The sequence below is a fragment of the Paenibacillus sp. J31R30 genome (assembly GCF_059692115.1).
The window spans coordinates 155,434-170,205 of the sequence record NZ_JCAUAV010000008.1; the positions used below are offsets into that span (position 1 = coordinate 155,434).

The following is a 14,772-nucleotide window of genomic DNA, read 5'->3' on the forward strand; positions in this document are numbered from 1 at the left end:
TATCATTATAAACGTCTCTTCTATTGAAGGAAACAGAAAAATTCAAATTCTTCCTACATTTCGCTTATATATTTCGCTTATAGATATGATAAGTAATGCTTACATTACCTGGACTGGCTAGAATGGCATTTTTGCCCGATTTTAAAGCAAAATAGCACTTGATATTTACTTATGAAAATTATATCATATCATGAGAATCGGTTTACACATGTTGTGACGAATTTCAGCCCGTTTCATCATAATTCACTGCGAAGACGTGCAAACTAGCAGCAGTATACTACTTTTGAAGCTGTTTGTGTAATTTTTCACAAGATAGAGAGACCATAGGACAAAATACGGATATGGAAGTGAGAGAGACATGAGTAGAATACCAAGAATCGTTATATTAGGAGCCGGTTACGGCGGAATCCTTGCTGCAATTCGTTTGCAAAAGGAATTGAACTACAACGAAGCTGATGTTACGCTTGTAAACAAGCATGACTATCACTACATTACTACACATCTTCACATGCCTGCAGCGGGAACGGATAATCCTGAAAATGCACGCGTGAACATTTTGAAATTGATTGATGAATTTAAAGTTGATTTCGTGAAATCAACAGTTACGCAAATTCGTCCACATGAGAAAAAGGTTATTCTGGAAGACGGAACTCTTTCTTATGACTACCTAGTTATCGGACTTGGTGGCGAAGCGGAAACTTTCGGTATTCCTGGCCTAAAAGAAAATGCTTTGAACATTCGCAGTATCAATAGCGTACGATTCATTCGTGAGCACATTGAGTACCAATTCGCGAAGTTTAAGCGTGAACCAGATCGCAAAGATTACCTGACATTCGTTATCGGTGGCGCTGGATTTACTGGTATTGAGTTCATTGGTGAACTTGCAGATCGTATTCCATTACTATGCAAAGAGTTCGATGTCGATCCTTCCCTTGTGAAGATTTATAATATTGAAGCTGCTCCAACAGCATTGCCAGGTTTCGATCCTGAGCTTGTTGAGTATGCAATGAAAGTTCTTACTGACAAAGGTATTACTTTCAAAATTGGTACAGCGATTAAAGAATGTACACCAGAAGGCGTTCTAATTGCTGGCGATGAGTTCATCAAAGCAGCGACTGTAGTATGGACGGGCGGTATCCGCGGTAACCATATGCTAGACGAAGCCGGCTTCGAAACTATGCGCGGCAGAATCAAAGTAGATGAGCATCTTCATGCACCAGGATTCGATAACATCTATGTTGTAGGTGACTGTTCGATCGTGATGAACGATGAAGGCAGACCATACCCGCCGACAGCACAAATTGCTATGCAGCAAGGTGAAGCTGTTGCACACAACTTGATCGCGTCAATCCGTGGATCACAAATGAAAACTTTCAAATACTCCAACAAAGGTACAGTAGCTTCCCTTGGTAAAGGTCAAGCGATTGGTATTGTTGGTTCCCGTAAATTAAAAGGTAATGTAGCCGCTATGATGAAAAAAGTGGTTGATATGAGATACCTTTACATTATTGGCGGAATTCCACTAGTTATACGTAAAGGGCGTTTCTAGTCTAATCTCGCTTACGGGGGAATTGCCATGCGACACTGCAGTGTCCAAGTACGAGGACTTCTGACCCGGGATGAACTGGATCGCTACAACGCCTTGATCGAGGTTGGTCACTTCTTAGAGACGGAGAAACGTTACGATCATGTCGCTGTGGTGCAAAAGGAAATTGACATTCTCATTCTTCCTGCGATTGAGCGTCTGAAGGAAAAAGGTCGTCAGCGTGACCGCGATACGGAAGCGTATCTGGCGCGTAAAGCACAGATGGAAGCGGAATTGGAAGCTGCTTTGCGAGACGACGAGGACGATGAATAAATAATCCAAAGAAGCATTGCTCTGTATAAGGGCAGTGCTTCTTTTTCTTTCGCATGCTTGGACCAAATGAAAGAGAGCAAAGGACAGGTCCTTTGCTCTTAGGCTATAAGTTATATTTGAATGAATGAAGCGAATTTCTCAGGAAGCATGATGTTCCCAACATAGAAATCTCCGAACTCGCCAAAGCGTGCGCTGACTTCATCAAAGCGCATTTCGTACACGAGCTTTTTGAAATGAAGCGGATCATCGGAGAATAGTGTAACGCCCCATTCCCAATCATCTAATCCAACAGAGCCTGTGATGATTTGTTTTACTTTACCAGCGTATGTACGACCGATCATCCCGTGGCTGCGCATCATCGTTTTGCGATCTTCCGCAGGAACCATGTACCAGTTGTCATTGCCTTCACGACGCTTGTTCATCGGATAGAAGCAAATGTGCTTGGATTTTGGAAGAATTGGCTTCAAGCGAGCTTGAAGTTCAGGATCTTGTGCAGGATCAACACCTGGCTTCGCAAGGTAACTGCTCAATTCTACGATTGAAACATAGGAATATACGGGTATAGTAAAAGCAGCAAAGCTAGACTTATTAAAAGCAGTTTCAAGCTCATTCAATTCTTCTAAAGTTTCACGCAATTGCATGAAAACAAAATCAGCTTTTTGCCCCACGATGCTATAAACGGCAGTACTGCCTAGTTTATCGTTCTCAACTTGCTGCCACTGGGACAAGAAGGATTGCAGCTCGTCCGCTGCATGTTTGCGTTCTTGTGGGGTTGCGGCATGCCATGCATTCCAATCCATTAGACGGAAATCATGGAGCGCATACCAGCCTTCCAGCGTTTGTACGGCTTCACTCATTGTTTTTCCTCCATTCAAGGGCTTAATATCCCCTACATTGTATCCAATTCATGGAGAAAGGGCAAATGCATGGAGGGGTGAAGTATAGGAAATGATTCAATTGTTCAATTTGTGTACACTTTACCTGTACCTTTTCCTAGATTACAATAATAAGAGCTACAGGAGCCAAAGATTTCAAGTGCTTCTTATATAATTAAGGGGGAACTACCGTGCTGCAAATGGTTATTGCCACCGTCTTAATGATGGTGTTATTCTTTGGGATCGGATTTATTCTGAACATGCTTATGAAAACAACGTGGTTCCCGTTATACGCATTCATCGCCTTGGTGATTGGAATTATCATCTATGGTTACACGGGTTCTTCATCCTTTCTATCCAGTGATGAGAGTTTCACCATTGTCGACATCATTCCTGCGATTGGCGGCTTAGTTGGCGCGATTTTGAGTGGCTCTGCAATCAAAGCACTGCGCATTCGAGGCTTCAAAATGTTTTAATTCGTGATAAAGGAAAGGCGATTGGGTCACGCTAAGAAGGAGTTATCTAAACTTCATTTACGGGGGAGACACGACCAGTGCCTTGGGCGAATGTGAATGGAACAACACTGCACTATGAGTTAACGGGGCCGGAAAAGGGTACTCCCATTCTGTTTATTCACCCTCCGTTGCTTACACTAGAAGCGTTTAAGTATCAGAAAGAACAATTAAGTGAACATTTCCGAGTGATTACCTTTGATATTAGGGGGCATGGGGCAAGTGCTTGCTCGGATCGGCCATTACGTTATGAACTTATTTCGGAAGACATGATAAGGCTTCTCGATTACTTAGGTATCGGGCAAGCCTTTCTGTGCGGCTATTCAACGGGAGGAACCGTTGCGATGGAAGCCTTGCTCTCGTACCCTGCGCGGTTTGTGGGTGGAATTATCGTTAGCGGGATGTCTGAATTGACGGATAGCTACAATAGGTTCAGAGTTTGGCTTGCCGTTCGGATGGCTAATCCTAGGCGATTTATGAAACTATTGATCGGAGCGATTACGTATGGCAATGCTGATAAATCGACAACCTATCAGGAGTTGAACAAGCATGCTTTGCACGATGCAGCTGTCAATGTGAAATCGTATTTCGAACAATCACTGCGCTACACCTGCACAAGTCGCCTTCCTAGGATTCAGCAGCCTGTTTTATTGATCTATGGTCAAAAGGACGTCGGATTCCACCCATACGCCCAATTGCTTCACAAGAGGCTGCCTCATAGCTCACTTTTTTTCATCAAAGATGCTAAGCATCCTGTGCCCATCCAAAGCGCAACGCGCATGAATGATCTTATTCATTTATGGGTGGATAGCCTTGAAGAGAATGAGCAGACCGAACGATGGAAGTTAGATCTTGCCATTGCACAGAAGCTTCATCCACAGATGTATGGAAACGTTGGAGATGATCCTGTAGACCGAGAAAACACCTTGTAGACTTCAGAAAATTTGAGACCAAGCTGAGATTCCATTGCTAGTGAGACGTTGCGATGGAATCTTTTTCTTGCCCAAAAGGTAAAATTATCTTTTCTCTTGTAGATACCAAGAATGTCGATTTTTGTGGTAGACTAAAGAGAGAGACTGAGGGACGGAGCAGCTAGACTAGTAGCTGTGACTCAGTTGAGCTGAGGCAGGATGGTGCTGTAACGGGATGAGAATGACGAATATGCTGCATTTCACCGAGAATCACAGGTTTTGTGTGAACCGTGAGTTTTCTTTGAGCAGTTTAGACTATAAAATGTTAGCGATGATGTATCAACCGATGATCGGTGGTTTGGCGATAAGTCTCTATCAAGCGCTCTATCAGCAGATGAGTGCTGAAAAGGTAGGCTATTCGCCGATGGAGCAGCAACGCAAGCTGTTCCTACTGTTGGATCTTGAGCATGGCGAGCGCGGCCGCAAGTACTTAATTGAACAATCCTCTAAGCTGGAAGCGATTGGTCTCCTTCAGACAACGCGTAAGTTTATCCCAGAGGAAGAGGATTATGTTTTCGTCTATACGCTATTCGCGCCGTTAGGGCCGAATGAGTTTTTCCGAAATCAGCATTTAACACTGCTGCTGCGCGACAAGGTCGGTAAATTCATGCTGCTGTCGCTGCGTGAAGATCTGCTTTCACCTGAACCAGAGGAGTGTCGTGAGGCGGCCGAGGAGAACTTGTCGGTTCCTTTCTATGAACTGTTTCGTTTGAATACACAAGTCGTGGATTATGAGTTGGAACAAGCGCTCTATGAGGCCTCTGCAAGCAAGCAAGGGGACGCTCGGATGGATGTGACGACCAAGGGCTTCAAGTACGCGGATATTATTATGAGGTTCCCGCGTGGAGCGAGTAACCGCGTGTTCGTTGAAGAGCTGAAGCACAAGCCTGAGCATATGGTCGCCATTAATATTGTGGCGAAGAAATACAACCTCTCTCTTCAAGAAACGTGCCGCTTGTTGGATGAGGACGGCGTGTTCACAGAAGAAGGTGAGCTTGTCATGGATCTCATGCAGTATAATGCAAATCTGTTCTACAGACAGAGTAAGAAGCGGGATGAGGAGCGGGAACGGACGACAACGAAACCCGAAGATGACGCCCAATCTACGGAGGAACAATCTGTTGAAATGGCGTTTTACTTAGAAGTTCCTCAACAGCTGCGCGGCGAATGCACGGATCATCAGTACAATTACATCATGCGCAATGAGCCATACACGGCCGTGCTGAAAATGTTTTTCACACAGGGCTCGATACCTGATGGCGTACTTAATATTTTCGAGAAAATCGATTTGAACTATAAATTAAAAGAGGAAGTCATCAATGTTCTGATTCACTTCCTGCACATTGATCGTCGCTCTTGGGCCAAATCCTCCATCGAGGCTGTGGCTTCCGATATGCTGGGCAAGCAAATTAATACCTACGAGCAAGCTGTTGAATACGTGCGTGAGAAAATCAATTATAAACAAAAGGCTGCTTCTAAAGTGGAATCTGCGAAAGCGGGTGGCGGCTCTGCTACGCGTGGACGTCAGGGTAAGACACAGAAGCCTCATATCCCTATTGTATTGCCTGATACGGGAACAACGGCGTCTACAAGGCTGTCTGCAGAGGAGCTAGAGGCTGCGAGACGTATGGCACAGAAGCTGGATGAGCGATTTAACCGTAAGAGCTAAGGCATAGCCGCGGATCTTAGGATGAGCACGATGGAACTGTATGGAGGTGCCGAATATGATGGAATCTTTGTCGCATTTACTTAAATCATTACCAGATACGGAATGGAAAAGAAAAGCAGAAGCGAAAATTCAAGGGGTTCTCGCTGACCCATTGATTGCAAAGTTTCGGCAGAAGTATCCTTTTGTCGATGATTATGCGATAAAAATCAATATGAACAAGCTGTATCAGCATGTTTCTGAATTTAAAATTTGCTCCAATTGCCCTGGTCTGGAGAACTGTCCGAATGATATGACCGGTCATTATACGATTCTGAGGGCCGAATCCGTGGAGGGTCAAACGCCTTTTATCCATGAAGAGAAGGTAGCCTGTAAAAAGTTTATTGCTAAAGGGCAGCAGGATGCGATAAGCAGCCGTATCCGCACTTTTCACGTGGATCCGGGCATGATTTCGCGCAGCTTCTCTTTTGGCGATATCTTGGAGACGGACCTCGATCGGGCGAAAGCCGTGTTACAAATTAATAACTATGTGAACTTGACCATCGAAGAGGGTCTCCAGACACGAGGGTTATATTTATCAGGATCATTCGGAACGGGGAAAACGTTCTTGATGGGCTATATGCTTCATCAGCTTGCCAAAGAAGGCATGACAGGGGCGATTGTTTATATGCCTGACTTTGCTGAGGACTTGAAGGGCATGTTCCAAGAACCGTATAAGCTGAAAGAGACGATTGATCTTTTGAAGGAAACGGACTTATTAGTCTTTGATGATATTGGGGCAGAGAATTTGAACCCATGGCTGAGAGATCATGTGATCGGCGCGATCGTGAATCATCGGATGAATCGCAAACCAACTTTTTTCACCTCCAATTACGCGTTATCTGGTTTGGAGAAGCATTTCAGCTTCACGAACAAAGACGGGGATGAAGAGTATAAGGGGCAGCGGATCATGGATCGGATTCGACCATTCGTTGATGTGGTTGAGGTAACGGGAACGAACAAGCGAGGGAGATGAGGTAAATATAAGAGGGTCCCAACAGCCTGTATATGGTGGGGAGCTCTCTTTTTTGCTTCGTGACGTGAATACAGATGTGAAAGATGCAAAAGCGCATCCTTTTGTATCGAGTTAACCTCAATAGCTGAAATGCTTGCGAAAGTGCAACTATTTCTGCCAGCACGTCTCAATTGGAACCTTTTCGGTGATAAAAGATGCACTTTCGCACTAATTTATCTTATTTGCCGATTGCACCGAAAATAGGTGTACTTTAGCATCTTTGAAGAAAATGGCAAGAAAAAAGCCGCTTCGCAATTGCGAAGCGGCTTCTACTTTGTAATGCTTGTTCAACCTATTTCATCACTTGGATGACGGTAGCAATGACTGCGATGACGAACAATACGCCAAAGAATGCGCCAAAGCCAATACCTACGTCCATGAAATCATTACGCGGTTCTTCGTACACGTGATGCTCAGGGTGTTGATTGCTCATGTGGTTACCCCCTAGTCCGACATTCTTATTTGTAAGCCTAGTATACCCAAATTCGTCGAAAGTTGTAAAGCTAATCAAAGTGACAATTGTGCAAACAATCGCAATAATGAGCAGAATGGGTAAAATACTACTTGACTCTGACATTAGTGTTATGGTTTATATTAAAGACATCCTTACATGCATGTAGGAACAGGAAAGAAGTGAAGTCCATGCGGATTAGTGAGTTATCCAAGCTTACCGGAGCAAGTATTCGGTCCTTGCGCTACTACGAAGCCAAAGGGCTGATCGCAACACAGCGAGAAGAGAATGGCTATCGAGTCTACAATCAAATGGTTGTTGAACGTGTGAAGACGATTCAATTTTATTTGAGCCTCGGCTTTACGACCGAGCAGATTGAGAGCTTTCTCAACTGCGTGATGAAGAATCAGGAATCCCAGTGCGATGATTTACTGCCGCTGTACACGGAGAAGCTTCAAGAAATCGAGAAGCAAATGGAGATGCTGCAGCTGCTTCAAGCTAATTTGAAGGATCGAATCTCCTACATTGAAGAGCAGCGACGCCAAGGATTACCTGTGGAATTACCTTCGAAGTAGACCAAAGGATACCCGCTTTGCTAACTAATGGCTTGGTTGAAAAGGTATCTGAGTGTGGTATACTTTACATGTTGACGTGATGCGAAGCAAGTTAAGTGACTAACTTAATCTTACTTTTCACCTTATAAATCAAATTCATTCTTAGAAGGAGGAACTATCATGGCAATCGTGAATGTTTCTGACAACAGTTTTAAAGCAGAAGTTGAAGGAGAAGGTACAGTACTTGTAGACTTCTGGGCACCTTGGTGCGGACCTTGTAAAATGATCGCTCCTGTATTGGAAGAGCTGGATAAAGAAGTTGAATCTTTGAAAATCGCAAAAGTAAACGTAGATGACAATCCGGAATCTGCTGCTCGCTTTGGCGTAATGAGTATCCCGACATTGATCGTTTTCAAAGACGGTCAACCGGTTGATAAAGTGGTTGGCTTCCAATCTAAAGACGCATTGAAAAACGTTGTTTCCCGTCATCAATAAGTCATAGCTGTTTCAATTTAGAAACAATTGTTCGTGAGAAAAAGCTCTTTTTCTGCTATGCTGAGAAAGAGCTTTTTCTTATGTGGTTTTTTTCTGAAAGGAGATTGGAAGGAATGACTGACTTCGAGCAAGAGGACGCTGACGTCCGCGAGATGAGCCTGGAAACGATCAGGCACAAGCTGTCTTTACTCCCGGATAAGCCGGGCTGTTATATTATGAAGAACCATCAAGGCACCATTATTTATGTCGGCAAGGCAAAAGTATTGAAAAATCGTGTGCGCTCCTATTTCACAGGGAGTCACAGTGCCAAAACGCAAAAGCTAGTTAGCGAAATTCGCGACTTTGAATATATCATCACATCCTCAAATATGGAGGCGCTAATTCTCGAGTGTAATCTGATTAAGCAGCATCATCCACGGTATAACGTGCTTCTCAAGGATGATAAGACATTTCCTTATATCAAGATTACATATGAAGAGCAGCCGCGTCTTGAAGTCACGCGGCGGGTGTACAAGGATAAGGGGAAGTACTTCGGCCCTTATCCGAATGCCTTCGCGGCACAGCAGACGAAGAAGCTGCTGGACCGGTTGTATCCGCTGCGCAAGTGCAAGACCATGCCCGATAAAGTATGCCTATACTATCACATGGGGCAATGTCTTGCGCCCTGCGCTTTAGAGGTATCCGCGGAGACGAACGAGCGGATGGTGCAAGAGATTAGTCGTTTCCTGAACGGGGGACACGATGTTATTAAAGAAGAGCTGACGACCAAGATGTTGGCGGCAGCGGAAGAACTGAACTTCGAGCGAGCGAAGGAGTTGCGCGATCATATCATGAGCATCGACGCGCTCATGGAGAAGCAGAAGATCACGACGGCCGACGCGCTTGACCGCGATGTGTTCGGTTATGCCGTTGACAAAGGCTGGATGGCTGTGCACATTCAGTACATGCGCCAAGGCAAGCTGATCGAACGGCACGTCTCGCTCTTCCCTTACTACGGCGATGAGTACAACGATTTCATGACGTATGTCACGCAGGTGTACAGCGATAATCCGGCGTTACCGAAGGAGATCTTTTTGCCGACGATGCCTGAGCCAGATGCGCAGCAAGAGGGATCGGAAGATGTAGTGAGACGCACTGAGGGTGACGAGAAGGAGATTCGCGAAGCCTTGGAAGGCTGGCTCAAGGTGAAGGTCCATATGCCGCAGCGGGGATTGAAGAAGCAAATGGTCGATATGGCCAGAGACAACGCGATTAACGCATTGGATGAGAAATTCCGACTTGTCGAGCGCGATGAACGACGTACAACGAAGGCGGTCGAGAATCTCGGCGAGTGGCTCGGGATTGGCACAATTCGCCGGATTGAGGCGTTCGACAACTCGAACATTCAGGGGACAAATCCTGTATCGGCGATGGTTGTATTCGTAGATGGTAAGCCGGATCGCAAGGAATATCGCAAATATAAGGTGAAAACGGTCGTCGGACCGGATGATTATGAAACGATGCGAGAAGTGATTCGACGTCGGTACGAACGTGTGTTGAAGGACAATCTCACGATGCCTGATTTGATTGTCGTCGATGGAGGGAAAGGGCAAATTTCTGCCGCGATTGACGTTCTTGAAAATGAATTGGGCTTATACATTCCGATTTGCGGGCTGGTGAAGGATGCTAAGCACAAAACAGCCCAGCTGATGATCGGAGACCCTGCCGAAATTGTTCCGCTGCCGCGGGACAGTCAGGAGTTTTATTTGCTGCAGCGGATTCAAGACGAAGTCCATCGCTTCGCCATCACGTTCCATCGAGAAACGCGCGCGAAATCGATGGTCGTTTCGCAGCTCGACGCCATTCCGGGCGTCGGTGAGAAGCGCCGCAAAGCGCTGCTGAAGCATTTTGGCTCCGTGCGCAAAATAAAAGAGGCCGAAGTCACGGACTTCAAGCCTCTGGGTATTGGTGAGAAATTAGCGAGCGAAATTATCAAGGCACTTCAAGGCGAGGCGGCGGCTCCCCAGGAATAGGGGGCTTTCGCCTTTTTCCATGCAACCAAGCTAATGTAACTCCAACCAATCCTGGTAGCAGGAGGTACACCATACCTACTAGAATATCGCCAATGTGCCCCATGTAGAAGAGAGACAGTCCCATCAGTATACTATCCATACACGCATGAGCGAATATGGCGGTAATGAACCCATATTTCAGGAAGACATAACCAAGGATGATACCGATAATGGTGACCTCGATGAGTCGGGTATATACGGGGTAAATCGGATACTGCGTATGGCTTGCTGCCCAGATCACACTAGGGAGTAAGATTGCAATGAAGTTATTGCGGAACAGCTTTTTGAACAAAATAATGCCTAGCAGTCGGAAAGTCGCCTCCTCTGAGATGGCCGCAACCCATGCCATGAGCGGGAACAATTTGGGCTCAAGCATGTTCAGGACGGAATCCGAGGGATCGTTGACGGACCACACATCGAATTTCACTTCTCCTGCGTAAAATAAGACTTGCTGGACGCCGAGGATGAATAGTGCGAGCAAATAACCGCGTCCCATGCCATCGTAAACTTCACGACCGAACATGCCATCTTTCCATGAGGGCCATTTGCGTTGACCGATGGCGTTCCAAAGTCCAATGCCAGCAACCAAAGAGAGATAAAGCGAGATGCCTAGCAGGACAGTAATAACACTCATAAAAACAATTGTGAACCATATGGCGAAATCACTATTCGTATCTCCGCTCATGGCTCGGAAAGCAGGATACATATTCACATTGTTCAGGATATAAATCACTAAGAAGATTGTAGTTAAAAATAGACCTCTACTAAATTTCATATGTTTCCGATATATAATAGCAAAAACAATTGCAGCTAACGTCATCAACAGCGAGAAGCCCATGGAAATCCATGTCATAAGTGAAGCTGATTCGTCTTGTTTAGTCAGCCAATCCAGGTGAGACGTAGGAAGCTGAAAGCTGACATTAAAACCTGTGAGGTTCGCTTCATCGAAATTTACTCGAACGTGAAGCTTAGCTTCGCCAATTGGTTTCGTGCGTTTTTCATAGTGAAGCGTAGTTTGTTCTTCATCGGATTCCTCGCTTGTCGCGTCCACTGAGCTGAAGTCCTCCGGATCAAATCCCATCTGGCGCAGTTCTAGCTTTGCTAGTGTATCTGCCTTGGTCTGACTAATCGGCGACTTCGTTGTGTTGGAGAAGGCTAGATTCTCGTGCCAGCCAAAGACTTTCGAGTTCATATAGTTCACATCGACTTCAAACTGCCGTTTGGTTGCTGGATCCTTAACTGTGACTTGGTAATAGTCGATCGGGAACCGTTCCCCATATTGCTTCGTATAAGCTTCTAGTAAATGTTCCTTTTGCAAGTAACCGTTTCGTTCTTTTTTCGATTGATAGACAACGTAGGTTTGCGGATTGCGCAGCTCGTAACGCTGCCGAATAAATGCCGCCGCACTTTCTGCAGCTTGCTGCTTGGTAATCGTGGGCATGTCAGTTGTTTGAGATTCCTCGTCACGCAGTCCGTACAACGCCGAAATACCGAAATAAAGGAGCAAGCCGATACAAGCCAAGAGGAGGAGGAAACGATTGGATTTCAGCCTTAGCATAGTCAGTTCCCTTCTGAATTCGCGATTCTTTATATTTTCTCAACGTTATCACAGATTAAAAAGAAAGCCAATTTGCTGGCAAACATTCGGAAACAATTATATAATACCTATCAATTGTTAGTTGGCGGAATGTCTAGATGTTAACGGGGAACTCTATCGGTAGAGGCCATGGGGAATGGCTGTCCTTCCTACATATCTTTTATATTCAAAATTACAATTATAAGAACTTTTTATTTAGATACCCTAAGGGGAAAATGACGATTGGATAGGGGTAAGTAAGATGAAAAAGAATCAATATGTTGTGGTGGGACTTGGACGATTCGGGTCTAGTCTTTCCAAAGAACTTATGAAACTAGGTCATGAAGTGTTAGGGATTGACTTGGATGAGGAAGTTGTAAACGAAATGAGCGATCAACTGACACATGCCGTTGTCGCAGATGCGACGGATGAAGATGTGCTGAAATCATTAGGTGTTCGTAATTTCGATTGTGCGGTTATCGCCATTGGGGATGATATTCAATCTAGCATTTTGACGGCTATCGTGATGAAAGATTTAGGGGTCAATCAGGTAGTAGCCAAAGCGTTATCGGAGCTGCATGGTAAGGTACTTACAAAATTAGGCGTTGATCGCGTCGTGTATCCAGAGCGTGACATGGGGATTCGCGTAGCGCACCAACTGGCAACGCCTAATTTGTTGGATTATATTGAAATTTCCAAGGACTACACGATTGTTGAGCTTTCGGTACCGAAGCGTCTATGCGGCTATACCATTCAACAGTTGGATCCGCGGGCCAAATATGGCTGCAGTGTTGTAGCGGTTAATAAGAAGTCTGGCGTAATCATTGCACCTCATGCAGGTGACATTGTAAATGAGAACGATATTATGGTCATTATCGGAACCAACTCCCAAATTGATGAATTTGAAAGTCAAGTTATCGGTTGATCTCAACAAATTCCATGTCCTGCAACAAGCGAATTTGAAATGAAGGTGGACGCAAGCATGCATAAGGTACTCATGATCGAAGATGATGCAATGATCGGTGATATGGTCACGATGTATTTGAAGGAAGAAGGATTTCATGTTATCCGTGAGGAGAATGGGATCGGGGGGATTGCGGCTATTGAGCAATTTCAACCGGATCTTATTTTGTTAGATTGGGTTCTTCCAGATATGGATGGTTTAACCATCTGTCGTCTGGTTCGAGAAACTTCTAGTGTGCCTATCATGATTGTTTCGATGAAAAATAAAATCGTTGAGCGCGTTAATGCTTTGGGAGCGGGCGCTGATGATTTCATGTGCAAGCCATTTAGTATGCATGAATTGATCGCAAGAGCACATGCGCTTATTCGTCGGGCACAGATGTATCAAGCGATGAATCAACAGCCTGTGCAGCAGTCGAACCAGAAAGAAAAGCAAACGGAGATCGTGCCTAAGTCTACTCGTATCGCGACTGTCATGGACAGGCAGGACAAAATAACGTTGAATCAGAACACACGGTCCATGAGCGTATATGGCGAGATTGTGGAGACGACCTATTCGGAATTTGAAATTATGAAATGCTTCATCAACAATCCCGGCCGCGTGTATAGTCGCGAAGATTTATTGCAAACCGTTCGCGGTTTCGATTCTTTTGTGACAGATAGAGCTATTGATGTACATATCGCAAATCTGCGTAAAAAGATTGAGGATAACCCCAAAGAGCCGAAGTGGATTCGGACCGTCTGGGGTGTCGGTTATAAATTCGTCCGCATGTAGCCGATTAGGCATTAGCGGTGTTTGGCAAAGTATTTGATCGCTTGGTCGACGAACTTCATGGATTCTGCATTATCCGCAGAGTGGTCGGAATAGATGAGCGAGGTCGTTCGTTTCGTTTGTTCCCATTCATGGAGTTGTCTTAGAATTAGTTCATTATTCTGAATTAAATCTTCACGCAAATAGGATTTGGGTAATAAGGTCGCTGTTTTGCAGGTAGAAACGAGCCGAATAATCGCTTCGAAGGAATCAATCTCCATTTGTACATTGGGAAAAATCATGAAACGATTGAATAGCTCGTCCATCAGAATGCGATACCATGTACCTTTTGAAAAGAGAATCATCGGCAGTTCATTCAAATCATTCATCGTAATCTCTGCGCGATCGATAAAGGGATGTCCTGATGGCAGCACTAGGCAGAGATGATCATCGAATAATGGCTCACAGTGAAGGCTTGTCGCATTAATTTGCGAGGCCACGATGCCGATATCCACTTTATTGTCTTTGACCATCGACACGATTTCATGTGTTTTGCCGGTTAGAAGCTTGATATCGGTCAGAGGATAGTGCAGCAAGTAATCCGTAATCAGATCAGGCAGCGTAGCTTGGAGAGTCGTTAGTGAAGCTCCGATTATAAGCGACGAAGGGCTGCCAGCGGCTTTATAACTATGAAGAGCTTGTTTGAATTTTCGCTCAAGATGACGCTTCTCTAAGGCGTGATCATAACAAATTTGCCCCGCTTTGGTTAACTCCAATCTTTTTCCTTTCCGGATAAAAAGCTCCACACCCAATTCATCTTCCAACTTCATTATTTTACGCGATAGCGCAGGCTGTGAAATGTTTAACAATTGCGAAGCTTTATTCAGGCTGACTTGTTCGACGACGATGGCGAAAACATCTAAAAGCTCCATACGTATACCTGCCCTCTATATGTGAAATAGTTATAAGTAGATATAAAAAAACGGCACTTCCAT

The 14,772-nt window shown here is 44.9% G+C and carries 15 protein-coding genes; 11 read left to right on the plus strand and 4 right to left on the minus strand.

All coding sequences use genetic code 11. The features are described from left to right. Positions 1 to 358: 358 nt before the first annotated feature. Both AC58QO_RS23880 and AC58QO_RS23885 read left to right on the plus strand, forming a co-directional pair. Entirely contained in the window at positions 359 to 1,549 is a 1,191-nt protein-coding gene (locus tag AC58QO_RS23880; protein WP_310502348.1) for an NAD(P)/FAD-dependent oxidoreductase, read from the plus strand. A gap of 27 nt (positions 1,550 to 1,576) precedes the next feature. Further along, a complete protein-coding gene (locus tag AC58QO_RS23885) occupies positions 1,577 to 1,858 on the plus strand; it encodes a hypothetical protein (RefSeq protein ID WP_497269901.1) in 282 nt (93 codons plus the stop codon). 110 nt (positions 1,859 to 1,968) lie between these two features. On the opposite strand, the gene hemQ is transcribed toward AC58QO_RS23885, so the two are convergent. Beyond that, on the minus strand, positions 1,969 to 2,715 hold the full coding sequence (gene hemQ, locus AC58QO_RS23890; protein ID WP_497269903.1) for a hydrogen peroxide-dependent heme synthase: 747 nt from the start codon (positions 2,713 to 2,715) through the stop codon (positions 1,969 to 1,971). Between the two features lie 209 nt (positions 2,716 to 2,924). Here hemQ and AC58QO_RS23895 point away from each other — a divergent pair, with 209 nt between their 5' ends. The 4 genes from AC58QO_RS23895 to dnaI all read left to right on the plus strand — a co-directional run bounded on the left by AC58QO_RS23895 (position 2,925) and on the right by dnaI (position 6,897). Further along, positions 2,925 to 3,209: a YuiB family protein gene (locus tag AC58QO_RS23895; protein ID WP_497269905.1), complete on the plus strand. Its 285-nt coding sequence runs from the start codon at positions 2,925 to 2,927 to the stop codon at positions 3,207 to 3,209. Between the two features lie 77 nt (positions 3,210 to 3,286). Beyond that, complete coding sequence (locus AC58QO_RS23900) at positions 3,287 to 4,177, plus strand: alpha/beta fold hydrolase (RefSeq protein ID WP_497269907.1); 891 nt, start codon at positions 3,287 to 3,289, stop codon at positions 4,175 to 4,177. A gap of 214 nt (positions 4,178 to 4,391) precedes the next feature. Next, complete coding sequence (locus tag AC58QO_RS23905) at positions 4,392 to 5,885, plus strand: replication initiation and membrane attachment family protein (protein ID WP_497269909.1); 1,494 nt, start codon at positions 4,392 to 4,394, stop codon at positions 5,883 to 5,885. Positions 5,886 to 5,943: 58 nt separating this feature from the next. After that, positions 5,944 to 6,897, plus strand: coding sequence for a primosomal protein DnaI (dnaI, locus tag AC58QO_RS23910; RefSeq protein WP_497270028.1), 954 nt, complete (start codon positions 5,944 to 5,946; stop codon positions 6,895 to 6,897). Between the two features lie 331 nt (positions 6,898 to 7,228). On the opposite strand, the gene AC58QO_RS23915 is transcribed toward dnaI, so the two are convergent. Further along, positions 7,229 to 7,369: a YqzM family protein gene (locus AC58QO_RS23915; RefSeq protein ID WP_477591058.1), complete on the minus strand. Its 141-nt coding sequence runs from the start codon at positions 7,367 to 7,369 to the stop codon at positions 7,229 to 7,231. 209 nt (positions 7,370 to 7,578) lie between these two features. Between AC58QO_RS23915 and AC58QO_RS23920 the strand changes: the two genes are divergently transcribed. The 3 genes from AC58QO_RS23920 (at position 7,579) to uvrC (ending at position 10,448) form a co-directional block, all read left to right on the plus strand. Continuing rightward, a complete protein-coding gene (locus tag AC58QO_RS23920) occupies positions 7,579 to 7,962 on the plus strand; it encodes a MerR family transcriptional regulator (RefSeq protein WP_497270030.1) in 384 nt (127 codons plus the stop codon). A 159-nt stretch (positions 7,963 to 8,121) separates the two neighbouring features. Further along, positions 8,122 to 8,436 (plus strand): thioredoxin, encoded by a 315-nt coding sequence (gene trxA, locus AC58QO_RS23925; RefSeq protein WP_056613612.1) that lies wholly within the window; start codon positions 8,122 to 8,124, stop codon positions 8,434 to 8,436. Positions 8,437 to 8,549: 113 nt separating this feature from the next. Next, positions 8,550 to 10,448 carry an excinuclease ABC subunit UvrC gene (uvrC, locus tag AC58QO_RS23930; RefSeq protein ID WP_497269912.1) on the plus strand — a complete coding sequence of 633 codons (1,899 nt, stop codon included), beginning with the start codon at positions 8,550 to 8,552 and terminating at the stop codon, positions 10,446 to 10,448. Here uvrC and AC58QO_RS23935 read toward each other — a convergent pair. Beyond that, the gene (locus tag AC58QO_RS23935; RefSeq protein WP_497269913.1) at positions 10,408 to 12,045 is read right to left on the minus strand and encodes a CPBP family intramembrane glutamic endopeptidase; all 1,638 of its coding nucleotides are present in this window, start codon (positions 12,043 to 12,045) and stop codon (positions 10,408 to 10,410) included. The genes uvrC and AC58QO_RS23935 overlap by 41 nt on opposite strands. A 280-nt stretch (positions 12,046 to 12,325) precedes the next feature. Here AC58QO_RS23935 and AC58QO_RS23940 point away from each other — a divergent pair, with 280 nt between their 5' ends. Together AC58QO_RS23940 and AC58QO_RS23945 are read left to right on the plus strand one after the other, a co-directional pair. Further along, positions 12,326 to 12,988: a potassium channel family protein gene (locus AC58QO_RS23940; RefSeq protein WP_497269915.1), complete on the plus strand. Its 663-nt coding sequence runs from the start codon at positions 12,326 to 12,328 to the stop codon at positions 12,986 to 12,988. A gap of 57 nt (positions 12,989 to 13,045) precedes the next feature. Next, on the plus strand, positions 13,046 to 13,801 hold the full coding sequence (locus AC58QO_RS23945; RefSeq protein ID WP_497269917.1) for a response regulator transcription factor: 756 nt from the start codon (positions 13,046 to 13,048) through the stop codon (positions 13,799 to 13,801). 11 nt (positions 13,802 to 13,812) lie between these two features. Here AC58QO_RS23945 and AC58QO_RS23950 read toward each other — a convergent pair whose 3' ends face one another. Beyond that, complete coding sequence (locus AC58QO_RS23950; protein ID WP_497269919.1) at positions 13,813 to 14,709, minus strand: LysR family transcriptional regulator; 897 nt, start codon at positions 14,707 to 14,709, stop codon at positions 13,813 to 13,815. Positions 14,710 to 14,772: the final 63 nt, after the last annotated feature.